The following is a 25,593-nucleotide window of genomic DNA, read 5'->3' as shown; positions in this document are numbered from 1 at the left end:
GCTTAACTCAAATGGCCTTTGCATCGCGCAAGGCCTGCACCGCCGCATGGTCCAGCCCCAGCTCGCGCAAGATGGCTTCGGTGTGCTCACCCACGGCGGGTACGGGGTCCATGCGGTAGTCGTAGCGGTTGTTGCGCCCGGGCGGCAGCAGGGCGGGGATGTCGCCCGCAGGTGAGCCCACCTTGTGCCAGCGCTCGCGCGCCTTGAGCTGCGGGTGCGCCCAGACACCGGCCATGTCGTTCATGCGGGCGTTGGCAATTTGCGCCTGGTCCAGCCGCGCCTCGACCTCGGACGTGGTCATGGGGGCAAACACGCCCAAGATGATTTGCTTGAGCTGCGCTCGGTTGACGTTGCGCAAGGCGTTGGTGCAAAAACGCGGATCGTTGGCCAGAGCGGCATCGCCCAGCACCACTTCGCAAAACACTTTCCACTCGCGTTCGTTTTGCAGGCCCAACATCACGGTGCCACCGTCGCCCGCCGCAAACGGGCCATAGGGATAGATGCTGGCGTGTGAGGCTGCGCTGCGTGGCGGCGGAGTGGCACCGTCGTAGGCGTAGTACAGCGGGTAACCCATCCACTCGGCCAGCGCTTCGAGCATGGACACGTCGATGTGGCTGCCCTGGCCGGTTTTGCCGCGCAGCACCAGGGCCGACAGGATGTTGGTGTAGGCGTACATACCGGCCGCAATGTCCGCAATCGAGTTGCCGGTTTTCGACGGGTCTTCGGGCGTGCCCGTGATGGACAACATGCCCGCCTCGCTCTGAATCAAGAGGTCGTAGGCTTTTTTGTCGCGGTAGGGGCCGTCTTCGCCGTAGCCCGAGATGTCGCACACGATCAACTTCGGGTGTTTGGGGCTGAGCGCCTCGAACGACAAACCCATGCGTGCAGCCGCGCCGGGCGCGAGGTTTTGCACCAGCACGTCGGCGCTTTGCAGCAGGCTGTTCAGCACGGCCATCGCGTCGGGGTTTTTGAGGTCCAGCGTCAGGCTTTCTTTAGAGCGGTTGGTCCACACAAAGTGCGAGGACTGGCCGCAAACCCGCGTGTCGTAGGCGCGGGCAAAGTCGCCTGCGCCGGGGCGTTCGATCTTGATGACGCGTGCGCCCAGGTCGGCCAGTTGCCGCGTACAAAACGGCGCGGCGATCGCGTGTTCGAGAGAGACGACGGTGATGCCGTCCAGAGGTCTTGTCATGTCGATCCAGCCTCAAGATGATGGAATATGGTGAAGTGCGTTTCTTGCACACCGGTGCGCGCGTCCCCATAGGAGCCCACCCCTGTGGGCGATGGTTTGCAGGGCGTGTGCCACGCCTTATCGCCCACGGGGTGGGCTCCTACATGAAGAGGCGGCATGCGGTGTTCTTGCAAAACTTCTAAGCGTTGGATCGATGTTCGTGCATGGGTGCGATTGACAATGCAAAGACCTGGCCACCCGTAGGAGCCCACCCCTGTGGGCGATGGTTTGCAGGGCGTGTGCCACGCCTTATCGCCCACGGCGTGGGCTCCTACATGAAGAGGCGGCATGCGGTGTTCTTGCAAAACTTCTAAGCGTTGGATCGATGTTCGTGCATGGGTGCGATTGACAATGCAAAGACCTGGCCACCCGTAGGAGCCCACCCCTGTGGGCGATGGTTTGCAGGGCGTGTGCCACGCCTTATCGCCCACGGGGTGGGCTCCTACAAATTCAATGTTGTTCATCGGCAGCGGCTGAGCACTCGTACTTAGAACGAACGTGGCAGCCCGAGGATGTGCTCGGCCACGTAGCTGAAGATCATGTTGGTCGAGACCGGGGCCACCTGGTACAGGCGCGTTTCGCGGAACTTGCGCTCGATGTCGTACTCGCAAGCAAAACCAAAGCCACCGTGCGTTTGCAGGCAAACGTTGGCCGCTTCCCAGCTGGCCTTGGCCGCGAGGTACTTGGCCATATTGGCTTCGGCCCCGGCGTTTTGCATGGCGTCGATTTTTTCGCAGGCCTTCCAGCGCATCAGGTTGGCCGCTTCCAGCTCAATGAAAGCGTCGGCAATCGGGAACTGCACGCCCTGGTTTTGGCCGATGGGGCGGCCGAACACCACACGGTCTTTGGCGTATTTCGTGGCGCGGTCGATGAACCAGTAGCCGTCGCCAATGCACTCGGCGGCGATCAGGGTGCGCTCGGCGTTCAGGCCGTCGAGCAAAGTCTTGAAGCCTTTGCCTTCTTCGCCCAAGAGCGCGTCTTCGGGGATTTCTAGGTTGTCAAAAAACAGCTCGTTGGTCTCGTGGTTGACCATGTTCAGGATGGGCCGCACGGTCAGACCGTTGCCAATGGCCTGCTTCAAATCGATCAAGAAGCACGACAGGCCCTCAGACCGCTTGGTGACCTGGTCGGCGGGCGTGGTACGGGCCAGCAGAATCATCAGGTCACTGTGCTGGATGCGCGAGATCCAGACCTTCTGGCCGTTGATGACCCAGCGGCCGTCTTTGCGCACGGCGGTGGTCTTGAGTTTGGTGGTGTCGCTGCCCGTGGTGGGCTCGGTCACGCCCATGGACTGGATGCGCAACTCGCCCGTGGCGATCTTGGGCAAGAGCGTGTTTTTCTGCGCCTCAGAGCCGCTGCGCACGATGGAATTCATCACGTACATCTGGCCGTGGCACGCGCCCGAGTTGCCGCCCGAGCGGTTGATCTCTTCCATGATGACCGAGGCTTCGGCCATGGTCAGGCCCGAGCCGCCGTACTCCTGCGGAATCAGCGCGGCCATCCAACCGGCTTTGGTTAGGGCGTCGACAAACTCTTCGGGATAAGCGCGTTTTTCGTCGACCTTGCGGTGGTATTCGTCAGGGAACTGGGCGCAGAGGTCGCGCACGGCGTCGCGGATGTCCTGGTACTGGTCGGGTGCGTGCATGGTGGTGATGGTTATGGATTTTCAAAAATGGATGCGCGTGCAGCTTCAGGCCAGCGTGGCTTGCGCCTGCATGGTGAGCCAGCCTTCGTGGTCGGAGGCCCACAGCTCAATCGTCTTGCGATCGGCAGACGGCCGCCCGTTCAGCCGGAAGGGGTGCAGGTCAAACGTGGGGCGCACGGCGCGAAACTGGAACGAGGCCACACGCGCACCGGGCACTTGCCTGCGCACCAGGTCCACCAGCAAAGTCGCAATGAGTGGGCCGTGCACGATAAGGCCGGGGTAGCCTTCTTCTTGCGTCACATAGCTGCGGTCGTAATGGATGCGGTGACCATTGAAGGTGAGCGCCGAATAGCGAAACAGCGACACCGGATCGGGCACGAACTCGCGTTGCCAGGGCGCACCCATCTCGGCTGCGGCGGGCGGCACTTCGGGGGCACCCGGCACAGCGGCTGCGCGGTAAACGATGTCGTGCGTTTCGGTCAGGCACAGGCCTTGGGCGTTGTGGAAGGCGTGTTCAACCTCGACAAACAGCAGGTCGCCCGTGCGGCCCGCCTTGTGCTTGACGGATGCGATGCGCGAATGCTTTTGCGCGGCGTCGCCCACGCGCAGCGGGTTGTGGGTGTGCCACTGCAGCCGTCCACCGGCCCACATGCGGCGCGGCAGCGGCACGGGCGGTAAAAAGCCCCCGCGCAAAGGGTGACCATCGGGGCCGATCTGGCTTTGCGGGGCTTGCGGCAAAAAGTACAGCCAGTGCCACAGCGGCGGCACTTCGCTGCCTGCGGCTTGGCGGGCGTCATCGCGATCAAGCAGGGCGCTTTGGCCGCGCAACGAAGCGGCCACGATCTCGTCGGTCAGCGTTTCGCTGCGGCCTTCCCAGCTGCGCAGGTGCGCGACTTGGGCGGCGTCAAGGGTGGTGGCTGTGTTCATGCTTGTATCTTCTCGCAGATCTGAAGCTGCCTGAGTCTGAATGGGTCTGTCTTTGTGAAAGCCCATCTTTGGCGAACATGAAGGGCGCTGCCAGCCTGTGCAAGCATCCCTCTGTGTCGAAGTTCCACCCTCTGGCCAATGGCTTGTGTTGTGCGCAGGCCCATCGCGGCAGGGCCGACCTGCGCATTACCCCTTGTCCGTAGGTCGGTACTCGCAGAGTCCGACGCTGTCTGTTCACCGACATCGCCAGCGCGTGCCTGCGTGCTGGGCTGACACATGTCGGGGTCTTCGACCGCCGACCTACGAAGGCATGGGCGGTCTTGTAGGTCGGTAATCGCTGAGTCTGACGCTGTCTGTTCACCAGCATCGCCCGCGCGTGTTTGCGTGCTGGGCTGGCACATGTCGGGGTCTTCGACCGCCGACCTACCAAGGCATATGGGGTTTTGTAGGTCGGCACTCGCAGAGTCCGACGCCGTCTGTTCACCGGCATCGCCAGCGCGTGCCTGCGTGCTGGGCTGACACATGTCGGGGTCTTCGACCGCCGACCTACCAAGGCATATGGGGTTTTGTAGGTCGGCACTCGCAGAGTCCGACGCTGTCTGTTCACCGACATCGCCAGCGCGTGCCTGCGTGCTGAGCTCACACATGTCGGGGTCTTCGACCGCCGACCTACGAAGGCATGGGCGGTCTTGTAGGTCGGTAATCGCTGAGTCTGACGCTGTCTGTTCACCAGCATCGCCCGTGCGTGTCTGCGTGCTGGGATGACACATGTCGGGGTCTTCGACCGCCGACCTACGAAGGCATGGGCGGTCTTGTAGGTCGGTAATCGCTGAGTCTGACGCTGTCTGTTCACCAGCATCGCCCGTGCGTGTCTGCGTGCTGGGATGACACATGTCGGGGTCTTCGACCGCCGACCTACGAAGGCATGGGCGGTCTTGTAGGTCGGTACTCGAAGAGTCCGACGCTGTCTGTTCACCAGCATCGCCCGCGCGTGTCTGCGTTCGTGGCTGACACATGTCGGGGTCTTCGACCGCCGACCTACGAAGGCATGGGCGGTTTTGTAGGTCGGTACTCGAAGAGTCCGACAACTGCCTTATATCCGCAGCGCATGAACGAGCGGCAAGGGGCATCATGCGCATGTCGGGGTCTTCGATCGCGGCCCGACAAGGGCGCATTTGAGGGCCGAGACCATGGCTGATGTTTCACACCTGGCTGTACTGCTCGACCAGCTCGCGCTTGAGCACTTTGCCGCTCAGGGTCATGGGCATTTCGGGCACTTGCACCACCACCGATGGGCGCTTGTAGGGTGACAGGTGTTCATGGGCGTGGGCCTTGAGGGCCTGCAGGTCCAGCTGCACGCCAGGTTTGGCTTCGATGAAGGCCAGGATGTCTTCGTTGCCGTCGGCCGCTTTGCGACCCGCCACTGCGGCACGCTGCACACCGGGCCAGGCGAGGAACACCGCCTCGACCTCGCCGGGGTACACGTTGAAGCCCGAGCGGATGATCATTTCTTTCAGGCGTCCGACCACCTGCAAAGCACCGTCGGCGTCTTGTCGGCCCAAGTCGCCGCTGGCGTACCAGCCGCCGGGCTTGATAACTTGCTCGGTGATCTCGGGGTCGCGGAAGTAACCCGGCATCAGGCCCACGCCACGCATCCAGATTTCACCAGTCTCGCCTGCGCTCAGGTCTTTGCCTTGCGGTCCGACGATGCGCAGCTCGGCCCCTTCGACCAGGTAACCGGCGCTGGTGTCGTCGCGCCACTCGCCCCGTCGGCACAGCGTCAACGCGCCTGCGTATTCCGACAGGCCATAGCCGTGGTGCAGGGGTTTGCCAAAGCGTGCCTCAATGGCTTTTTTGACGCTCATGTCCAGCGGCGCAGCGCCTGTGTAAACGTAACGCAGCTCGGGCGCTGCGGGGTGATCGATGCCCTGCGCATCGAGCCAGGCCAGCAGGCGGGTGAACATGGCGGGCGGACCTTGCAGCTGCGTCAGGCCCTGGTGGGCCAGTGCATCAAACACATCGGCCGGGTCAAACTGGCTGCGCATGAGCAAACCGGCCCCAACGTGCAGCGAGGCCATGAGCACCGTGCCCAGACCGAAGATGTGCGTCATAGGCAAATAGGCGTACGAGCGGTCGGCAGGCGTCAGCTGGCGTGACTGCGCCGAGACCTTGGCAAACTGCAGCAGGCCCGCGTGCGTGAGCATCACGCCCTTGGGCTGGCCGGTGGTGCCCGAAGTGAAAATGATGGCCGCCACGCGCTCGGCCAAGTCGCCCGTTTGAGCTGTAGCTTCAGGCGCGGCCAAGGTGCGTTGCAACGCCGGTTGCACGCTGGCACGCGTGTCGTACTGCTGCGCGTGCTGGCGCGCCGCGGCAGACACGCCCACCGTGAAATACAGCACGCGGGCATCGGCCTTGGCGGCAAAGCCCGCGAGTTCCGACGCGGTCATGCGCGCATTGACCCCACAGGCCCAAGCCCCCACGCGGCTGCAGGCCAGCACCAGCGCCACATGCTCGGGGCAGTTTTCGGCGGCCACCAGCACACGGTCGCCCACACGCACACCCGCTTCGCGCAGTTCGTCTTCCAGCGCATCGACCTGCTGCGCCAGCTGGCCCAGCGTCATCACCCGGTCGTGCATGAACAAGAAAGGGTGATCGGGTGACTGCGCGACGCGCTCGTCAAACAGGTGGTGAATGCGCGTGTGGGGTGAGGTCAATTGCACAGCCATGTTTTATTCGAAGGTCATGCCTTTGGTCACTTCGGCCCACAGCGCGTGTTCACGGCGCATGCGATCGGCCAGGTCGGCGGGCTTGGCATTCCAGATCACGTAACCCTGGTCCACCCAGCGCTTGTTCAGCTCGGGGTCTTGCAGGGCGCGGGCCGTGGCGGCGGTGATTTTTTGGCTCACTTCTGCGCTCATGCCCAGCGGGCCATACAGGCCATACCAGCCGCCCACGTCGTAATCACGAATGCCCAACTCGGTCATGCTGGGCAGCTGCGGCAGGGCGGGGTTGCGCTCTTTGGAGGTCACCGCCAAAGGCTTGACCTTGCCGCCGTCGATGTGGGCCTTGGCCCCGCCCACGATGTCAAACATCATCTGGATCTGCCCGCCCATCACATCGGTCATGGCCGGGGCGTTGCCCTTGTAGGGCACATGGGTCATGTTGATGCCCGCACGGCGTGCAAACAGCTCGCCGCTCAGGTGGTTGGATGCGCCCATGCCGGCCGAGCCATAGGCCAGTTTGCCGGGATTGGCTTTGCCAAAGGCCACCAACTCAGGCAAGGTTTTGAAGGGCTGGTTCTGGTTGATGACCAGCACGTTGGCATAGCTCAGGATGGTGGCCAGCGGGGTCATGTCCTTGAGCGGATCAAAAGCCATGGCCTTGAGCACATGGGGACTGATGGTCATGGTGGGGCTGGCGGCATAGAAAATTTCCAAGCCATTGGGCGCGGACTTGACCACGCTGTTACCCGCCACCGCGCCGCCCGCACCGGGCCTGTTTTCCACGATCACGGGCTGACCCAGTTCGCGGCTGAGCACGGGTGCAAACACCCGCGCCGATGAATCGACGGGCCCGCCTGCGGCATAGCCCACGATGAGCTTGACGGTGGGGCCGGTGCTTTGGCTCTGAGCCCAAGCTGAAGCGCCCAGTCCGGTCATGGCTGCGCACAATGCGCTGACCAGAGCTCGGCGGGCAAGAAGATGTTTCAAAGGGTTCATGGCGTGTCTCCTGTTGTGGTGGTTATCAAAGTTGTGAGCAGCGCAAGTCTGCAAAGTGCTTGTGCTTGTGCTTATGCTTGTGTTTGTCCATGCAAGGCATCGTGGGAGCCAGCCCTGCTGGCGATCTGTCTTGGGTGGTCCGCAGGCCATCGCTTGCAGGGCAAGCTCCCACGCATGCGCCTGAACACCGACTCCTGTGGCAACTTGGCAAAGGCCACTTTGTCTTGCAGCTTGGAGGTGTCGATCTCGCTCATTCGGTCTTCCTCAAGCCTGTGCCCAGCGCGAAGCTTGCTGCAGTTGCTGGCGGCAGTCGGCCACCATGCGCTCGATCAGGTCGGCGCAGGTGGGTACATCGTCGATCAGGCCAATCACTTGGCCTGCTGCGACCACGCCACCGTTGACGTCGCCCGATTGCAGGGCCTGGTTGCCACGCTGGCCTGCGACCAGGTGGCGGATGTCTTCAAAGCTGCAACCGCCTTCGCGGTTTTCGGTGGCCACCACTTCTTGCGAGACGGCGTTGCTCCAGGCCCGCGTGGTGTTGCGCATGGTGCGGAACATCAGTTTCGTATCGCGCTCGGTCGCGCCCACCAAGGCTTGTTTGATGTTGTCGTGCACCGGTGCTTCTTGTGTGACCAGAAAGCGGGTGCCCATGTTCACGCCTTCGGCGCCCAGCGCCAGCGCAGCGGCCATGCCGCGCCCATCGGCAATGCCGCCCGAGGCAATGACCGGCACGCGCAAGGCCTGACAAGCCAAGGGAATCAGCACCAGGCCCGGCACATCGTCCTCACCGGGGTGACCCGCGCATTCAAAGCCGTCGATGCTGACCATGTCCACCCCATTGCGCTCGGCGCTCAGGGCGTGGCGCACCGAGGTGCACTTGTGCACGATGGTGATGCCCGCGTCCTTCATGCGGCCGATGAAGTCCTTGGGGCTGTTGCCTGCGGTCTCCACGATCTTGACGCCGCTGTCGATGATGGCCTGCAGGTACTCGGCATACGGAGGCGGGTTGATGGAGGGCAAGATGGTGAGGTTCACACCAAAGGGCCGATCGGTCAGCGTGCGGGTGCGGGCAATCTCGTGCGCCAGTGCCTGCGGTGTGGGCTGGGTGAGCGCCGTGAGCACGCCCAGCCCCCCGGCGTTGGACACGGCCGAGACCAGCTCGGCCTTGCCCACCCACTGCATGCCGCCTTGCAAGATGGGGTAGCGGATACCCAGCACCTCGGTCACGCGTGTTTTCATGCAGACATCAATTCAGCGTGATCTTGGCGTCGCGGATGATGCGGGCGTACACGTCGGCATCGCTTTTCACGACCTTGGCAAAGCTGTCCGTGGTTTCACCACCCGGAATCAGACCCATGGCTTCGATCTTCTCGCGCACATCGGGCAGCTTGAGGATGCGCTGGGTTTCTGCCGAGAATTTGTCGATCACCGTCTTGGGCGTTGCTCCGGGCAAGAACAAACCGAACCAGCCCATGGGTTCGTAAGAGTTGAGGCCTTGCTCTTTGAGTGTGGGCACATTGGGCAGCCACGAAAGGCGATCGGTGCCGGTCACACCCAGCAGCTTGAACTTGGGCAGGTGCTGCTTGGACGAACCGGCATCGAGGAAGGCCGAGGACAACTGACCGCCGATCATGGCGGTGACCAAGGGCGCGCCCCCTTGGTAGGGCACATGCGTCAGGTCCAGCCCCGACTGCAGGTTGAGCAATGCGCCTTGCAGGTGGGCCGAGGTGCCCGGGCCATAAGAGCCAATGCTGTGCTTGCCGGGGTTGGCCTTGACCAGGCTGGTGAACTCGGCCAGGTTGTTGACCGGCAAGGTGGGCGATGCGGCCAGTACGCTGGGGCTGATGGCCACACGGCTGATCGGCGCAAAGTCCTTGATCGGGTCGTAGGGCAACTTCATCAAGGTCATTTGCTGCACCAGCGCCACGATGCCAAACAACACCGTGTGGCCATCGGCCGGGGCCTTGGCCACCAGGTTGTTGCCAATGGTGCCGCCTGCGCCCGGCTTGTTTTCCACCACCACGGTTTGCTGCCAGGACTCCTGCATTTTTTGCGCGACCATGCGCGCCAGCACATCGGTGGCCCCGCCAGCGGGGTAGGGCACGATGAACTTGATGGGCTGGCTCGGGTAAGCCGACTGGGCCTGGGCCAGGGCGCTGCCTGCGCCCATCACGGCCAAACTGCTGAGCGTGGCCAGGGCCATGCGGCGGGTGAAGGTCTTTGTCATGTCTTGTCTCCTCGGTGGTTTTATGGTGGAAAAAGAATCAGATTTGCTCAGCCGCGTGCTTCACGCACCATGTTGCGGCCAATGATGATTTGTTGTATCTGGGTCGTACCCTCATACAGGCGGAACAAACGCACATCGCGGTAAAAGCGCTCGATGCCGTACTCGGACAGGTAACCCGCGCCCCCCAAAATCTGCACCGCCCGGTCGGCCACGCGGCCGCACATCTCGGACGCGAACATCTTGCAGCACGAGGCTTCGGTCGAGACGCTGCGGCCTTCGTCGCGCTTGCGTGCGGCGTCGATCACCATGCACTCGGCGGCATACAGCTCGGCCTTGCTGTCGGCCAACATGGCCTGCACCAACTGGAACTCGGCAATGGGCTGGCCAAACTGCTTGCGGTCGATGGCGTAGCGCAGCGCGTCGTCCAGGATGCGCTGAGCCACGCCCACGCACACGGCGGCCAAGTGGATGCGGCCTTTTTCGAGCACCTTCATCGCGGTCTTGAAGCCCTGGCCCTCTTGCCCACCGATCAGGTTGGCGGCGGGCACGCGCACGTTGTCAAACATCACGTCGCAGGTATGGGCGCCTTTTTGGCCCATCTTCTTGTCGTTCTTGCCCAGGCTGATGCCGGGCGATTGGGCGTCGACGATGAAGGCCGACACGCCGCCCGCGCCTTTGTCGGCCGGGTTGGTGCGCGCCATGAGCGTGAAGATTTTGGAGTGCGGCGCGTTGGTGATGTAGCGCTTGGTGCCGTTGACCACGTAGTGGTCACCGTCCTTGATGGCGGTGGTGCGCAGCGATGCCGCGTCCGAGCCCGCATCGGGTTCGGTCAGCGCAAACGAGGACGACAACTCGCCCGTGGCCAGCTTGGGCAGGTAATAGGCTTTTTGTGCTTCGGTGCCGTCCATCAGGATGCCTTGCGAGCCAATGCCCACCGTGGTGCCGATCACCGAGCGAAATGCAGGCGAGGTCTTGCACAGCTCAAACAGCAGGCGCGCCTCTTCTTCCATGGTCAGCTCCAGGCCGCCATAGGACTCGGGAATGGTCAAACCAAACAAGCCCATCTCGCGCATCTCTTGCACGATGGTTTCGGGGATCTCATCGGTGTCGGCCACTTCGTTCTCGGCGGGCACCAGCCGCTCGCGCACAAAACGACGCACGGAGTCGAGCAGGGCTTCAAAGGTTTCGGTATCTCGGATCATGGCTTGTGGGTGATGAATTTACAAAGTCTCAAAAGTGCCGAGGATGGCCGTGGACTGGCTCGACAGCGTGCCGCCGTTGCCGTGGGCCAGCGCGGTCTGCACGCCGGGCACTTGGCGCTCGCCGCCTTCGCCGCGCAACTGGCGCACAGCTTCGATCACGGTGAAGATGCCGTACATGCCCGGGTGCGTGCACGACAGACCGCCGCCGTTGGTGTTGACCGCCAGGCGGCCACCGGGCGCGATCGCACCGCCTTCGACAAATGCGCCGCCTTCGCCTTTTTTGCAAAAGCCCAGGTCTTCCAGAAAAAGCAAGGTGTTGATGGTGAAGGCGTCGTACAGCTGCACCACGTTCATGTCGGCGGGCATGAGGCCCGCCATGGCAAAGGCTTCGCGCCCCGACTGGCTGGCCGAGGTGACGGTGAGGTCGTGCATGGACGAGACCTGGCGGTTCCAGTTGGCGGTGGCGTTGCCCAACACGTAGACCGGCTTTTGGGGCAGGTCGCGCGCACGGTCGGCGCGCACCAGCACAAAAGCGCCGCCGCCGTCGGTCACCAAACAGCAGTCACGCACGGACAAGGGGTCGGACACCATGCGGGCCTTGAGCACGTCGTCAATGGACAGCGGCTCGCGCATGAAGGCTTCGGGGTTGCGCTGCGCCCAGGCGCGTGCGGCTACGGCCACTTCGGCCAGCTGGCGGCGGGTGGTGCCGTACTGGTGCATGTGCCGCTGCGTGGCCAGCGCGTAGGCGCTCAGCGGTTGTATCGGGGCGTAGGGGGTTTCGTAAGGCTGCGGGTCCATCACGCGGCGGGCCTGCGCGATCTCGGCACGGCCAAAGGTGCTGGTGCGCTGCGTGCTGCCGTAGCACACCAGCACCGCGTTGCACTGGCCCGACTGCAAAGCCATCATGGCGGGCAAGAGGTGCGCCACAAAGCTGGAGCCTCCGAGCATGGTGCCGTTGATGTAGCGGGGGTTGATGCCCAAATACTCGGTCACCGGCATCGGCCACATGGTGGACAACACACTGGCGGTGCACAGGCCGTCGATGTCGCTCATCTTGAGTCCTGCATCGGCCACCGCGGCGTGTGCGGCACAGGCCAACACTTCCATCTCGCTAAAACCCGTGGCTTCGCCACAGCCAAAGGTGGCCACGCCCGCGATGGCGGCGCTGCCGCGCAAGGCCTTGAGGCCGGTGGACGAATGCACCGCTGCCGATGCGGCCGGGCCACGGGGCACGGGCTTGGCCGAGGCAGCCGCAGTGCTGACCGGGTCAAACACCACCACGCCTTGGCCTTTGTCGACCTCCACACGGGCCTGCACCCGCTGGCCCACCTGCACGGCGTCAACAGGGTCCATGTCCACGCGGGCCATCAAGCGCACGCCTTCGTCAAGGTCGATCAGGCAGACGTTGTAGTCGCCACCCGCGTCGGGCTTGCGGCGCACCGTGGTGACCGAATACACCGTGCCCAGGCCCGTGGGGGCCACCAACGCCACATGGTTGCTGCCGCAGTGCGGACAGACCTCACGCGGAAAGTAAATGTGCTGACTGCAATCACCGCACTGCTGGATCAGAAAGCGGCCTTCGGCCAGGGCGGCTTGGTGCTGCGCAAACACGCCTGAATTTTTGATTTCTGAACGCATGGTCATCGCCTCAGATCGGGTCCCAGCTGAACACGTCGCCCGAACGCTCCAGGTCAAAGAAACTGGACTTGAGGGCGGGCATGGCTTGGTCCAGCACCGACTGCGGCGTCCAGCCCTCGCTGCGGTGCACCGAGCGGATGGGGCGCGGCTGGCTCATCAAAAAGATTTCGTTGTTGCGCACGGCAAAGACCTGGCCATTCACATGGGCCGAGGCGTCGCTGGCCAGGGCCACGGCCATGGGCGCGATCTTGGCGGGCGTCATCTGCTTGATGCGCTCGACGCGGGCTTGCTCTTCGGGCGTCTCGGTCGGGATCGAACCGATCATGCGGCTCCAGGCGAAGGGCGAAATGCAGTTGGAGCGCACGTTGAACTTTTGCATGTCGAGCGCGATCGACTTGGACAGCGCGGTCACGCCCAGCTTGGCCGCCGAGTAGTTGGCCTGGCCAAAGTTGCCCACCAGCCCCGAGGTCGAGGTCATGTGGATGTAGTTGCCGCTTTCCTGCTCCTTGAAGTGCGGAGCGGCAGCGCGGCTGACGTAGAAAGCGCCGTACAGGTGCACCTTGAGCACGGCGTCCCACTCGTCCATGCTCATCTTGTGGAAGAAGCGGTCGCGCAAGATGCCTGCGTTGTTGACCACCACGTCGATGCGGCCAAAGCTGTCGATGGCCGTCTGGATGATGCGGGCCGCGCCTGTGGCATCCGACACGCTGTCGGTGTTCGCCGCTGCCTGACCGCCCATGGCTTGGATTTCGTCCACCACTTTTTGTGCGGGGCCTGCATCCTGGCCTTCGCCCGACACCGACGCGCCAATGTCGTTGACCACCACCTTGGCGCCTTCACGCGCCATGGCCAGCGCAATGTCGCGGCCAATGCCGCCGCCTGCGCCGGTGACCACGACCACCTTGTCCTGGACCAATCCTGTACTGCTCATGTGTTCTCCTGGGGAAGCTCGGGGTGCGCACCCGTCATGGGCGGCATCACCACCGGAGGGTTGATTTATATCTTGCTGTGCCCACAGATTTTGAACAATCTGCGATTGCCAAAGCGGGGCTTTCGGATTCCAGAACTCAGGGAATGCCCTTGGTTTGCTGTGAAACGTCGGACTCTGCGAGTGCCGACCTACAAAATGGCGGTTCGCAGGTCGGCGGTCGAAGACCCCGACATGGGCCTGCGCCGAAACCCATAACGTCGGACTCTGCGAGTGCCGACCTACTGAATGGCGGTTCGTAGGTCGGCGGTCGAAGACCCCGACAGGGGCCTGTGCCCAAACCCCTAACGTCGGACTCTGCGAGTGCCGACCTACAGGATGGCGGTTCGCAGGTCGGTGGTCGAAGACCCCGACAGGGGCCTGTGCCCAAACCCATAACGTCGGACTCTGCGAGTACCGACCTACTGAATGGCGGTTCGTAGGTCGGTGGTCGAAGACCCCGACAGGGGCCTGTGCCCAAACCCCTAACGTCGGACTCTGCGAGTGCCGACCTACAAGATGACATGTCTCACACTTCAATGTGCCATTCAATAGCATTTATTTGTATAGACAACAAGATGGTGCATGCACTGATGCTTGGGGTGGACTGCGGGCGCATGATGTGAGATGCTGTTGCAGTCCATTGCTGTGAAAGGGTTCATGTGAATGTGCTGCACGGTTTTTCTTGAGTCCATCCTGTCTATACAAGTACAGCTGACGGCCTTACCCTGAGTCTTCGGTTTTCGGCCACGCATGCTTCAAACCTGCTGGTCGTGGTCAACACAAGGAGTTCCTTCATGCGCAAATCCCCTGTCAAATTCGCATCGCTGATCCTGGCCGGTGCCTTCGCCGCCACGTTGGCGGTCCCCGCCCAGGCCCAAGAGGTCAAGCTCGCTTTGGGCATGTCCGGCTGGACCGGCTTTGCCCCGCTGACCCTGGCCGACAAGGCCGGTTTGTTCAAGAAACACGGCCTGGATGTGGAGCTGAAAATGATCCCCCAGAAAGACCGCCACCTGGCCCTGGCTTCCAAGGCCATTCAGTGCGCGGCCACCACGGTGGAAACGCATGTGGCCTGGAACACCAATGGCGTGCCCATCGTGCAGATTTTCCAGATGGACAAGTCCTTTGGTGCGGACGGCATCGCGGTGCGCGGCAACATCAACAACTTTGCCGACCTCAAGGGCAAGACCATTGGCGTGGACGCCCCCGGCACCGCGCCTTTCTTTGGCCTGGCCTGGATGCTGAGCAAAAACGGCATGAGCCTGAAAGACGTCAAGCTCAGCACCTTGTCACCCCAGGCAGCCGCACAGTCCTTTGTGGCCGGTCAAAACGACGCCGCCATGACCTACGAGCCCTACCTGTCCACCGTGCGTGCCAACCCGCAGGCGGGCAAGATTTTGGCCACCACACTCGACTACCCCATGGTCATGGACACCGTGGGCTGCGCCCCCGAGTGGCTCAAGGCCAACCCCAAGGCCGCACAAAGCCTTGCCAATGCTTACTTTGACGCGCTGGAGATGATCAAGGCCGACCCGGCCAAGTCCAACGAGATCATGGGCGCGGCCGTCAAGCAAACCGGCGAGGCCTTTGCCAAGTCCTCGGCTTTCCTGCGCTGGCAAGACAAAGCCGCCAACCAGAAGTTTTTTGCAGGCGAGCTGCAAAGCTTCATGAAAGACGCTGCCACCATCTTGCTGGAGGCCGGTGTGATCCGCAAAGCACCGACCGACTTCAACGCCATGTTTGACACCAGCTTCATCAAGTAAAGCCATGGCCACCACACACCCGACTTCGACACGCCCGACCACCGTGCGGCCACGCCGCCGCGCACTGGCCCCGCTGGAGCCGGTGCGTGCGCAGTCGCGGTGGGTGCTGGGCATTGGTTTTTTCATCCTGTTCTTTGCCGTCTGGGCGTTTTTCACGCTGGGCGGTTATGTGTCGCCCACCTTTTTGGCCAGCCCGGTGACCATGGTGCAAGAGGCGGTGCTTTTGTTCACCGAATTCAACTTCATGTTCGACATCGGCATGACGATCTGGCGCGTGCTGGCCGGCTTCATTTTGGCCAGCCTGATCGCCGTGCCGCTGGGCATTGCGATGGGGGCGCACAAAGGGGTGGAGGCCTTCCTCGAACCCTTTGTGTCGTTTTGCCGCTATTTGCCTGCGTCGGCCTTTATTCCTTTGTTGATCCTTTGGGCGGGCATTGGCGAGTTGCAAAAAGTGCTGGTGATCTTCATCGGCTCGGTCTTCCAGATCGTGCTGATGGTGGCGGTGTGTGTGGGCGCGGCCCGGCGTGACCTGGTCGAAGCCGCCTACACCTTGGGGGCCAATCCGGCGGGCATCGTCAAGCGTGTGTTGATTCCGGGTGCTGCGCCCGAGATCGCTGAAATTTTGCGACTGGTGCTGGGCTGGGCCTGGACCTATGTGATCGTGGCCGAGTTGATCGGCTCGTCCTCGGGCATTGGCCACATGATCACCGACAGCCAGGCGCTCTTGAATACGGGGCAGATCATCTTCGGCATCATCGTCATCGGCCTCATTGGGCTGGTGTCTGACTTTGCGTTCAAGGCGCTCAACCGCCGCCTGTTTGCCTGGAGTTCACTGTGAGCAGCCAACTGTCCATTCAAGGCGTCTCGCGCGTCTTCACTTCGCCCAAAGGCCAAACAACCCAGGCGCTCACGCCGGTGGATTTTGAGGTGCGCGAAAACGATTTCGTCACCATCCTCGGGCCATCGGGCTGCGGCAAATCGACCTTGCTGCGCATCGTGGCGGGGCTGGACCAGCCCACCACCGGGCAGGTGCTGCTGGACGGTGCACCGGTACAAGGCCCGGGGGCCGACCGGGGCATGGTGTTTCAGAGCTACACGCTGTTTCCGTGGCTGACCATCGAGCAAAACATCCGCTTTGGCCTGCGCGAACGCGGCATGCCCGAGCGCGAGCAAAAAGAGCGGGCCGACTACTTCATCGCCAAAGTGGGCTTGCGAGGGTTTGAGCAGCACTTTCCCAAGCAACTTTCGGGTGGCATGCAGCAGCGCACCGCGATTGCACGGGCGCTGGCCAACGACCCCAAAATTTTGTTGCTCGACGAGCCCTTTGGCGCCCTGGACAACCAGACCCGCGTGTTGATGCAAGAGCTGCTCTTGGGCATTTGGGAGTCGGCGCAAAAAACCGTGCTGTTCGTCACGCACGACATCGACGAAGCCATCTTCATGGCCAACCGCGTGGCGGTGTTCAGCGCCCGGCCCGGCCGCATCAAGACCGAGCTGGCGGTGGACTTTCCGCACCCCCGGCATTACACGATCAAGACCTCGCCCGAGTTCATGGCCCTCAAGGCGCGGCTGACCGAAGAAATTCGTGCCGAAGCCATGGCCACCGATCTGCACTGAGTCGGCTTTCACGTTGCTTTGAAACCGACGCCCTTCATGACCCGCCTTGATCCTTCTCCCGCCCAGTTGGCCGCACACATGGTGACTGACAAGGCCACTGACACGGCCAACGAAAAGGCCAACGCCCACCGCCCGCACAAAGCGCGTGCGGCGCGGCCGGCCTCGGGCGATGTGGCCTTGTTCCAGCAGGTCAAGGACCACATTGCCCGCCAGATTCAGGACGGCACACTGCGTGCGGGTGACCGCCTGCCGTCCGAGCACGAACTGGTGGCGCAGTTTGGCATCTCGCGCATGACCGTCAACCGGGCCTTGCGCGAGTTGGTGACGCAGGGGCGCATCGTGCGCGTGGCCGGTGTGGGCAGTTTTGTGGCCGAACAAAAACCGCAGTCCAACTTGCTGCAAATCGTCAACCTGGCCAGCGAAATTCGCCAACGCGGCCACGACTACGCCTGCCAAATGCTGGTGGTCGAACGTGTGGCCGCCACCCTGGAAGTGGCCGCCGCCCTGAATGTGCGCACCGGCGAGTCGGTGTTCCATTCGGTGTGTGTGCACCTGGAAGATGGTGTGCCCATTCAGCTCGAAGACCGCTTTGTCAACCCGCAGGTGGTGCCCGACTTTGCGCAGCAAGATTTCACGCAGCAGCAGCCGTCCGAGTTTTTGGTGCGCACCGTGCCGTTTGACGAAATCGAACATGTGGTCGATGCGGTGCTGCCCACGCCCGAGCAAGCGCAGCGCCTGCAGATGGATGCGGCTGAGCCCTGCTTGCTGCTCACGCGCCGCACCTGGACGCAAGGCGTGCCGGTGACCTTGGTGCGCTGCCTGCACCCGGCCAGCCGCTACCGCCTGGGCAGCCGTTACAGCGCCAGTGGCAACCCGATGTCGACCTGATGCCTGCACGATTCATAAGGCCTTTGATGTTTGCGCGTTTTCTCCCCCGTTTCACCCGAGTAGCCTCCCCTGTAGGAGCCCACCCCGTGGGCGATGGTTTCAGGGGGCGTGTGCCACGCCCATCGCCCACAGGGTGGGCTCCTACAACAAGACTCCTGCGACAGGCCTTTCGCTCAAGACTTCAACAGGCTGGCTGAATAAGCTGGTCATGACCCATCCCTTCAGCACCCAGCACATGACACACACATTTTTGAACCTCATTCCCGGCCAGGTGCCTTTGGCCGATTGGTGCGCCATTTACCGGGGCGCTACGCCCGTGCTGGACACGGCTTGCGCCACGGCGATTCAAGCCAGTGCCGACAGCGTGGCCCGCATCGTGGCCAAGGGCGAGCCGGTGTACGGCATCAACACCGGCTTTGGCAAGCTGGCCAGTGTGCGCATTCCGGCCGAAGACTTGGAAACCCTGCAACGCAACATCGTGCTCTCGCATGCGGCGGGTGTGGGCGAAGCCACGCCGGTGGCCATCACCCGTTTGATGATGGCGCTCAAAATTGCCAGTCTGGCCCAAGGCGCTTCGGGCATTCGCCCGGCCACGCTGGCGTTGCTGGAGGCCATGCTGGCCAAGGGCATCATCCCGGTGGTGCCCGGGCAAGGCTCGGTTGGGGCCTCGGGCGATCTGGCACCGCTGGCGCACATGACCGCCGTGATGATCGGCGTGGGCGATGCCGACACGCCCCAAGGCCGCATGCCCGCCCAACAGGCGCTGGCCAGCGTGGGCCTGACCCCGGTGACGCTGGGGCCCAAAGAAGGGCTGGCCCTGCTCAATGGCACGCAGTTTTCCACCGCCAACGCATTGGCCGGTTTGTTCGAGGCCGAGCGCCTGTTCCAGTCGGCGCTGCTCACCGGTGCTTTGGCCACCGATGCGGCCAAAGGATCGGACGCGCCTTTTGATGCCCGCATCCACCGCCTGCGCAAGCACCGGGGGCAAATCGCCACCGCAGAGGCCTTGCGCCAGTTGCTCAGCGGCAGCGCCATCCGCGCCTCGCATTTGCAGGGGGACGAGCGCGTGCAAGACCCGTATTGCCTGCGCTGCCAGCCGCAGGTCATGGGCGCGTGTTTCGATGTGCTGCACAACGCCGCCCAGTTGCTGGAGACCGAGGCCAATGGCGTGTCTGACAACCCGCTGATCTTCAGCGACACCGACGAATCGCTGTCCGGCGGCAACTTCCACGCCGAGCCGGTGGCCTTTGCCGCCGACATGATCGCCATGGCCATTTGCGAAATCGGCTCTTTGGCCGAGCGGCGCATCGCCATGCTGGTGGACCCGGCGCTGTCGGGGCTGCCCGCATTCCTCACACCCAAGCCGGGGCTCAATTCGGGCTTCATGATCCCGCAGGTCACAGCGGCGGCGTTGGTGTCAGAAAACAAGCAACGCGCCTACCCGGCCAGTGTCGATTCCATCCCCACCTCGGCCAACCAGGAAGACCATGTGTCCATGGCCGCGCACGGTGCACGCCGCCTGCTGCCCATGGCCGACAACGCCATGGCGGTGATCGGCATCGAATGGATGGCTGCGGCCCAGGGCTGTGACTTTCATGCGCCGCTGCACACCAGTGCGCCCTTGGCCAGCGCCATGGCATTGCTGCGCACACGCGTAGCGCACCTGAGCGACGACCGCCACATCCAGCCCGACATGCAAGTGGCCATCGACATGGTCAAAAGCGGTGGCTTGCTGCAATGCGGCTCGGGCCTTGATTTGCCCGGCCTGCGCTGAACGCCTTTTATGTATCCATTGCTCATCCTCAAGGAGACCCCATGACCCCCTCCATCGACCCCCGCCTGGACCCGACCCGCGTGGTGCGTGCGCCGCGTGGCAGCACGCTCACTTGCAAGAACTGGGTCACCGAAGCCGCTTACCGCATGGTCCAGAACAACCTGGACGCCGAGGTGGCCGAGAACCCGCAAAGCCTGGTGGTGTACGGCGGCATTGGCCGCGCCGCCCGCGACTGGGCCTGCTTTGACCAAATCCTGGCTTCTCTCAAGGACCTGAACGAAGACGAGTCCTTGCTCATTCAATCGGGCAAACCGGTGGGCGTGTTCAAGACGCACGCCAATGCGCCGCGTGTGCTGATTGCCAACTCCAACCTCGTACCCAAATGGGCCAATTGGGAACACTTCAACGAACTCGACCGCAAGGGCCTGTTCATGTACGGGCAAATGACGGCGGGCTCTTGGATTTACATCGGCACCCAAGGCATCGTGCAAGGCACGTTCGAGACCTTTGTGGAAGCCGGTCGCCAGCATTACAACAACGACTGGACCGGCCGCTGGATTTTGACGGCTGGTTTGGGTGGCATGGGCGGGGCACAGCCTTTGGCCGCCACGCTGGCCGGGGCCTGTTCGCTCAACATCGAATGCCAGCAAAGCAGCATCGACTTCCGTTTGCGCACCCGCTATGTGGACAAACAGGCCAAAGACCTGGACGATGCCCTGGCCTTGATCGCACACCACACCGCAGCCAAAGAGGCGATCTCGATTGCCTTGCTGGGCAACGCGGCAGACATCCTGCCCGAGCTGGTGCGTCGGGCCAAAGCAGGTGGCATGCGCCCCGATCTGGTGACCGACCAGACCTCGGCGCACGACCTGATCAACGGCTACCTGCCCCCGGGCTGGACCGTGGCGCAATGGAAAGCCGCCCAACACGACCCCACACAACACGCCCGCCTGAAGGCCGAAGCTGCACAAGGCTGCGCCACCCAGGTGCAAGCCATGCTGGACTTCCAGGCCATGGGCATCCCCACCGTGGATTACGGCAATAACATCCGCCAGGTGGCCTTTGACCATGGCGTGAGCAACGCGTTTGATTTCCCTGGCTTTGTGCCCGCCTACATCCGCCCCATGTTCTGCGAAGGCAAGGGCCCGTTCCGCTGGGTGGCCTTGTCGGGTGACCCCGAAGACATCTACAAAACCGACGCCAAGATCAAGGAACTGTTCCCGAACAACACGCACACCCACCGCTGGCTCGACATGGCGCGTGAACGCATCAGCTTTCAGGGCCTGCCTGCACGCATCTGCTGGCTGGGCTTGGGCGAGCGGCACCTGGCAGGTCTGGCCTTCAACGAGATGGTTCGCACGGGCGAACTCAAAGCCCCCATCGTGATCGGGCGCGACCACCTGGACACTGGCTCGGTGGCCAGCCCCAACCGCGAGACCGAAGCCATGAAAGACGGGACCGACGCCGTGAGCGACTGGCCGCTGCTGAACGCTTTGCTCAACACCGCAGGCGGCGCCAGCTGGGTCAGCCTGCACCACGGCGGCGGCGTGGGCATGGGCTATTCACAACACTCGGGCATGGTCATCGTGGCCGACGGCACCGACGCGGCGGCCGAGCGCCTGGCGCGTGTGCTGGTCAACGACAGCGCCTCAGGCGTGATGCGCCACGCCGATGCGGGTTACGAGCTGGCTGTGGCCACCGCCAAAAAGCAGGGGCTCAAGCTGCCCATGATCAAGTGATGTGCTTATTGATCCGGCCCCATAAAGTCTTGCGCAACAGCCAAGTGATGGATTTTTTGTAGGAGCCCCCCCTGTGGGCGATGGGCGTGGCACACGCCCTCATCTTTGCCCTGCAAACCATCGCCCACAGGCTGGGCTCCTACAAATCAACGCGTGGCTGAAGAACACAGGGGCTATTCAAACTTCATATGACACTGCACAGATTCACCGTTACGGATTTACCGGCCATGCCCTGGAAGAACGGCGGCGGCGTCACACGCGAGATCGTCTGCCTTCCACCCGGTACTGGCATGAACGATTTTGACTGCCGCGTGAGCATTGCGCACATCGCCAACGATGGGCCGTTTTCGGCGTTTCCGGGCGTGGACCGGGTCATCACTTTGCTCAGCGGCGGGGGCGTTCATTTGCAAAGCGACGATGGACAGGTGGATCTCCGGCTGGATGTACCGCTGGCGCCCTTTGCGTTTGCGGGCGAGGTGCCCATCCATGCCCGTTTGCTGGCTGGCGACTGTCACGATTTCAACGTCATGACCCGGCGCAGCGCGTGCAGCGCTTCGCTGCAGGTGTTGCGCAGTGCCTGCGATTGGCCTGTCGCATCGCAGGGCTTGTTCATGGCGGTGCAAGGGCTCTGGCAACTTGAAGGCGAGCATGCGCAAACGCTCACGCCACAGCAAGGCCTGTGGTGGACTGAAGTTTGTCCAGCGTGGCGCTTGCAACCACAAGGCGATGATCCGGCACTGCTGGCCTTGACACTTCACTTTCACTGAACATGAGCCCTTCACTGTCCCCTGATTCATGGCCCTGCGCCGACGGCGTTTGGCACCACCTGCAACTGGCCCCTGAGGCCTTGCGTGCAGGTACACCAGCCGTGCCAGATGCGGCCATCGTGGTCGCGCAAGGGGCCATCGCCTGGGTGGGTGCGCACGCCGATTTGCCAGACACTTACCGGCCACTGCCCTCACACGACGGCCAAGGCGCCTTGGTCACGCCCGGCCTGGTCGACTGCCACACGCACCTGGTGTACGGCGGCCAACGCGCCAACGAATTTGCCATGCGCCTGGCCGGAGCCAGTTACGAAGAGGTGGCGCGTGCGGGGGGCGGCATTGTGTCCAGCGTCAAGGCCACTCGCCAGGCAAGCGAAGACGACTTGTTCGACGCGGCCGTGCCGCGTTTGCAGGCTTTGCTGGCCGAAGGTGTGTGCGCCATCGAGATCAAATCAGGCTATGGCCTGAGTCTGGAACACGAACGCAAACAACTGAAAGTGGCCCGGCGTTTGGGCGAGGTGTTTGGCGTCACGGTGCGCACCACGTTTTTGGGCGCCCATGCGCTGCCTCCCGAATACGCCGGGCGCAGCGACGACTACATCCGTCTGGTGTGTGAAGAGATGATGCCGACGCTCGCTGCCGAAGGCTTGGTGGACGCGGTGGATGTGTTTTGCGAAACCATTGGCTTCACGCTGGCGCAGACCGAGCAAGTCTTCCAGGCCGCGCAAGCGCTGGGCTTGCCGGTCAAGCTGCATGCCGAGCAGCTGTCGGACATGGGTGGCTCGGCGCTAGCGGCACGCTTCGGGGCGCTGTCGTGTGACCACATCGAACACCTGAGCGCAGAGGGCATCGCCGCCATGCGGCAAGCGGGCACGGTGGCGGTGCTCTTGCCCGGCGCTTACTTCACCCTGCGTGACACGCACATGCCGCCCCTTGCAGCGCTGCGTGCTGCTGGCGTGCCCATGGCCGTGTCCACCGACCACAACCCGGGTACCTCGCCTGCTTTGAGTTTGCTGCTGATGATGAACATGGCCTGCACTTTGTTCCGCTTGACGGTGCCCGAAGCGCTGGCGGGCGTGACACGCCATGCGGCGCAGGCACTGGGCCTGCAGGCCACTCATGGACGAATAGCTGTCGGCTGCCCCGCCAATTTCGTGCTTTGGCCTTTGGGCGATGTGGCCGAGCTGGCCTATTGGCTGGGCCAACGCCCGGCCTGCAGCGTGGTGCGCCAGGGCCGTTTGGCAGTCGACGGCATGAGCGTGCAGCGGAGTGCGACATGAACGATCGCAGCCTGTTTGCCGAACACGCCTTGTTGCCCACGGGGTGGGCGCGCGATGTGCTGTTGTCGTGGAACGCCCTAGGTGTGATCACGGGTGTGAAGGCGCAGGCTACTTGTCCGGCAGGCACCTCTCGCATCGCAGGCCCCGTCTTGCCCGGTATGCCCAATTTGCATTCGCACGCGTTTCAAAGGGCGTTTGGCGGTCTGACCGAATACCGGGGGGCCACGCAAGACAGCTTTTGGAGCTGGCGCAGCCTGATGTACCGGTTTGCGGCGGCCATCACCCCCGAACAACTGGAAGCCATTGCCACGGGTTTGTATGTCGAGATGCTGGAGGCCGGTTACACCAGCGTGTGCGAATTCCATTACGTTCACCACGACCAAGATGGCCGTCCTTATACCGACGATGCGTCCTTGTCGATGTGTTTGCTGCGAGCCGCTGCCCGCACAGGCATGGGCCTGACTTTGTTGCCTGTGCTGTACCAGACCAGTGGTTTTGGCGCGGCCCCGCCCAGCGAGGGCCAGCGGCGCTTCATCCGCTCGACCGACAACATGCTGGCCTTGCTGCAAAAGCTCAAACCCTTGTGTGAAGCACAGGGTGCGCGCTTGGGCTTGGCACCCCATTCTTTGCGCGCCGTGCCGCCAGACAGCTTGCGCGAAGCCCTGGCCGGTTTGCACGCCCTGGACACCACAGCCCCGGTGCACATCCACATTGCCGAGCAAACCGCCGAGGTCGATGCCTGCCTAGCCTGGAGCGGCCAGCGCCCGGTGCAGTGGCTGCTCGACCACGCACCCGTGGATGCCCGCTGGTGCCTGGTACACGCCACCCACATGAGTGCCGAGGAAAGCACCCGCGCCGCCCGCACGGGCGCGGTGGCGGGCCTGTGCCCCAGCACCGAAGCGAATCTGGGCGATGGCATTTTTGATGCGCCTACCTGGCTGCAAGCTGGTGGGCGCTGGGGCGTGGGCTCGGACAGCCACGCTTGCGTCAATGCCGCCGAGGAGCTGATGCTGCTCGAATACAGCCAGCGCCTGGCCACACGCCAGCGCAATGTACTGGCCAGTGTGGCACAGCCCTCGGTCGCCACATCGATGACACTGTCGGCTGTGGCAGGTGGCGCGCAGGCCAGTGCGCGACCGGTGGCCGGGTTAGCCATGGGCCAGCAAGCTGACATGGTGGCGCTCGATGCGCAACACCCCCTGCTGCGTGATCTGCCCACGCCCGAGGCCATGCTGTCGGCCCATGTGTTCGCCAGCCACCGCCAATCGGCCTTGCAACAGGTGTGGGTGGCGGGCCGTGTACAGGTGCAATCGGGCCGCCATGTTTTGTACGACACGGCCCTGAATGACCTGGTGGCCGCTCGTCAACAACTGCTGGAGAAGACGCCATGAGCTTTCAGACCACCGAGCCTGCTTTCCACTTTCGCCAGGGCACACGCCCTTTGCTGATTTCCATGCCGCATGTGGGCACACATGTGCCGCCTGCGCTGGCCGCACGCTTGACCGACGAAGCCCGGCGTGTGCCCGACACCGATTGGCATCTGGAGCGCCTGTACGACTTTGCCGACGCGCTGGGGGCCTCGGTGCTGGTGGCCACGCATTCGCGCTTTGTGATCGACCTGAACCGGCCGCCAGACGGGGCCAGCCTGTACCCCGGGCAAAGCGTGACGGGCCTGTGCCCGGTGGACTTGTTCGACGACCAAGCGCTGTATCGCGACCCGGCTGATGTGCCGGGCGAAGCTGAAATCACCGAGCGCCGCGAAGCCATCTGGCAGCCTTACCACACGCAACTGGCCCAAGAGTTGGCCCGCATCAAAGCCCAGCACGGCGTGGCTGCCTTGTGGGATGCGCACTCGATCCGCTCGGTCGTTCCGCGTTTTTTTGCAGGCCGCTTGCCCGACCTGAATCTGGGCACCGCAGACGGCGCCAGCTGCTCTCCTGTGCTGGCCGAGCAGCTGCTGGCGATCGGTCAGGCGGCACAGGGTTACACCGCCGTTCTCAATGGCCGCTTCAAGGGAGGGCACATCACGCGCCAATACGGCAATCCGGCGCAGGGCATTCACGCCGTGCAACTGGAAATGACCCAGTGCAGTTACATGCAGGAAAGCTGGCCCTTTGACTACTTGCCCGAGGTGGCGGCTGGTGTGCAGCCGCATGTGCGGCGCATGCTGGGGGCTGTGCTGGCTTTTGTGGAAACCACCTCCGCATGACCACCT

The 25,593-nt window shown here is 63.2% G+C and carries 21 protein-coding genes and 1 pseudogene; 10 read left to right on the top strand and 12 right to left on the bottom strand.

From position 1 onward, the window contains the following. Positions 1 to 7: 7 nt before the first annotated feature. The 12 genes and pseudogenes from AMM33_RS17765 to AMM33_RS17710 form a co-directional block, all read right to left on the bottom strand. Positions 8 to 1,189, bottom strand: coding sequence for a CaiB/BaiF CoA transferase family protein (locus tag AMM33_RS17765; protein ID WP_090142608.1), 1,182 nt, complete (start codon positions 1,187 to 1,189; stop codon positions 8 to 10). A 526-nt stretch (positions 1,190 to 1,715) separates the two neighbouring features. Beyond that, positions 1,716 to 2,873: an acyl-CoA dehydrogenase family protein gene (locus tag AMM33_RS17760; protein WP_194945545.1), complete on the bottom strand. Its 1,158-nt coding sequence runs from the start codon at positions 2,871 to 2,873 to the stop codon at positions 1,716 to 1,718. A 45-nt stretch (positions 2,874 to 2,918) separates the two neighbouring features. Beyond that, a complete protein-coding gene (locus AMM33_RS17755; RefSeq protein WP_090142606.1) occupies positions 2,919 to 3,800 on the bottom strand; it encodes an HTD2 family dehydratase in 882 nt (293 codons plus the stop codon). 1,202 nt (positions 3,801 to 5,002) lie between these two features. Continuing rightward, a complete protein-coding gene (locus tag AMM33_RS17745) occupies positions 5,003 to 6,526 on the bottom strand; it encodes a class I adenylate-forming enzyme family protein (RefSeq protein ID WP_090142604.1) in 1,524 nt (507 codons plus the stop codon). Positions 6,527 to 6,529: 3 nt separating this feature from the next. After that, a complete protein-coding gene (locus AMM33_RS17740; protein ID WP_090142603.1) occupies positions 6,530 to 7,519 on the bottom strand; it encodes a Bug family tripartite tricarboxylate transporter substrate binding protein in 990 nt (329 codons plus the stop codon). Positions 7,520 to 7,590: 71 nt separating this feature from the next. Continuing rightward, positions 7,591 to 7,773 (bottom strand): hypothetical protein, encoded by a 183-nt coding sequence (locus AMM33_RS17735; RefSeq protein WP_090142602.1) that lies wholly within the window; start codon positions 7,771 to 7,773, stop codon positions 7,591 to 7,593. 10 nt (positions 7,774 to 7,783) lie between these two features. Next, the gene (locus AMM33_RS17730; RefSeq protein WP_090142601.1) at positions 7,784 to 8,758 is read right to left on the bottom strand and encodes an NAD(P)H-dependent flavin oxidoreductase; all 975 of its coding nucleotides are present in this window, start codon (positions 8,756 to 8,758) and stop codon (positions 7,784 to 7,786) included. Positions 8,759 to 8,765: 7 nt separating this feature from the next. Continuing rightward, on the bottom strand, positions 8,766 to 9,746 hold the full coding sequence (locus AMM33_RS17725) for a Bug family tripartite tricarboxylate transporter substrate binding protein (RefSeq protein WP_090142600.1): 981 nt from the start codon (positions 9,744 to 9,746) through the stop codon (positions 8,766 to 8,768). Positions 9,747 to 9,793: 47 nt separating this feature from the next. Further along, on the bottom strand, positions 9,794 to 10,948 hold the full coding sequence (locus AMM33_RS17720; protein WP_090142599.1) for an acyl-CoA dehydrogenase family protein: 1,155 nt from the start codon (positions 10,946 to 10,948) through the stop codon (positions 9,794 to 9,796). A gap of 18 nt (positions 10,949 to 10,966) precedes the next feature. Further along, on the bottom strand, positions 10,967 to 12,151 hold the full coding sequence (locus AMM33_RS17715) for a thiolase (RefSeq protein WP_369802471.1): 1,185 nt from the start codon (positions 12,149 to 12,151) through the stop codon (positions 10,967 to 10,969). 111 nt (positions 12,152 to 12,262) lie between these two features. Further along, positions 12,263 to 12,586 (bottom strand): annotated as a pseudogene (locus tag AMM33_RS22540) (Zn-ribbon domain-containing OB-fold protein); the annotation flags it as partial. A 10-nt stretch (positions 12,587 to 12,596) separates the two neighbouring features. After that, positions 12,597 to 13,517, bottom strand: coding sequence for an SDR family NAD(P)-dependent oxidoreductase (locus AMM33_RS17710; RefSeq protein WP_090142598.1), 921 nt, complete (start codon positions 13,515 to 13,517; stop codon positions 12,597 to 12,599). Between the two features lie 833 nt (positions 13,518 to 14,350). Here AMM33_RS17710 and AMM33_RS17705 point away from each other — a divergent pair. The 10 genes from AMM33_RS17705 to hutG all read left to right on the top strand — a co-directional run bounded on the left by AMM33_RS17705 (position 14,351) and on the right by hutG (position 25,587). Continuing rightward, entirely contained in the window at positions 14,351 to 15,316 is a 966-nt protein-coding gene (locus AMM33_RS17705; protein WP_090142597.1) for an ABC transporter substrate-binding protein, read from the top strand. 4 nt (positions 15,317 to 15,320) lie between these two features. Further along, the gene (locus AMM33_RS17700; RefSeq protein WP_090142596.1) at positions 15,321 to 16,154 is read left to right on the top strand and encodes an ABC transporter permease; all 834 of its coding nucleotides are present in this window, start codon (positions 15,321 to 15,323) and stop codon (positions 16,152 to 16,154) included. After that, positions 16,151 to 16,933 (top strand): ABC transporter ATP-binding protein, encoded by a 783-nt coding sequence (locus AMM33_RS17695; protein WP_194944653.1) that lies wholly within the window; start codon positions 16,151 to 16,153, stop codon positions 16,931 to 16,933. The genes AMM33_RS17700 and AMM33_RS17695 overlap by 4 nt, the downstream gene beginning before the upstream one ends. A gap of 36 nt (positions 16,934 to 16,969) precedes the next feature. Then, positions 16,970 to 17,821 carry a histidine utilization repressor gene (hutC, locus tag AMM33_RS17690; RefSeq protein ID WP_228768214.1) on the top strand — a complete coding sequence of 284 codons (852 nt, stop codon included), beginning with the start codon at positions 16,970 to 16,972 and terminating at the stop codon, positions 17,819 to 17,821. Between the two features lie 235 nt (positions 17,822 to 18,056). Then, entirely contained in the window at positions 18,057 to 19,595 is a 1,539-nt protein-coding gene (gene hutH / locus AMM33_RS17685) for a histidine ammonia-lyase (protein ID WP_090142638.1), read from the top strand. A 41-nt stretch (positions 19,596 to 19,636) separates the two neighbouring features. Next, positions 19,637 to 21,334, top strand: coding sequence for a urocanate hydratase (gene hutU / locus AMM33_RS17680; protein ID WP_090142595.1), 1,698 nt, complete (start codon positions 19,637 to 19,639; stop codon positions 21,332 to 21,334). 188 nt (positions 21,335 to 21,522) lie between these two features. After that, the gene (locus tag AMM33_RS17675; protein ID WP_090142594.1) at positions 21,523 to 22,101 is read left to right on the top strand and encodes a HutD/Ves family protein; all 579 of its coding nucleotides are present in this window, start codon (positions 21,523 to 21,525) and stop codon (positions 22,099 to 22,101) included. 2 nt (positions 22,102 to 22,103) lie between these two features. Further along, positions 22,104 to 23,378, top strand: coding sequence for an imidazolonepropionase (gene hutI, locus AMM33_RS17670; protein WP_090142593.1), 1,275 nt, complete (start codon positions 22,104 to 22,106; stop codon positions 23,376 to 23,378). Next, positions 23,375 to 24,769 (top strand): formimidoylglutamate deiminase, encoded by a 1,395-nt coding sequence (locus tag AMM33_RS17665; protein WP_090142592.1) that lies wholly within the window; start codon positions 23,375 to 23,377, stop codon positions 24,767 to 24,769. The genes hutI and AMM33_RS17665 overlap by 4 nt, the downstream gene beginning before the upstream one ends. Further along, on the top strand, positions 24,766 to 25,587 hold the full coding sequence (gene hutG / locus AMM33_RS17660) for an N-formylglutamate deformylase (protein ID WP_090142591.1): 822 nt from the start codon (positions 24,766 to 24,768) through the stop codon (positions 25,585 to 25,587). The genes AMM33_RS17665 and hutG overlap by 4 nt, the downstream gene beginning before the upstream one ends. The last annotated feature ends 6 nt before the right edge of the window (positions 25,588 to 25,593 follow it).

This window comes from Limnohabitans sp. DM1, from assembly GCF_001269385.1.
GTDB lineage: Bacteria > Pseudomonadota > Gammaproteobacteria > Burkholderiales > Burkholderiaceae_C > Limnohabitans_A.
The sequence above is the reverse complement of the archived record's forward strand: the minus strand, read 5'-3'. Positions and strand labels throughout refer to the sequence as shown.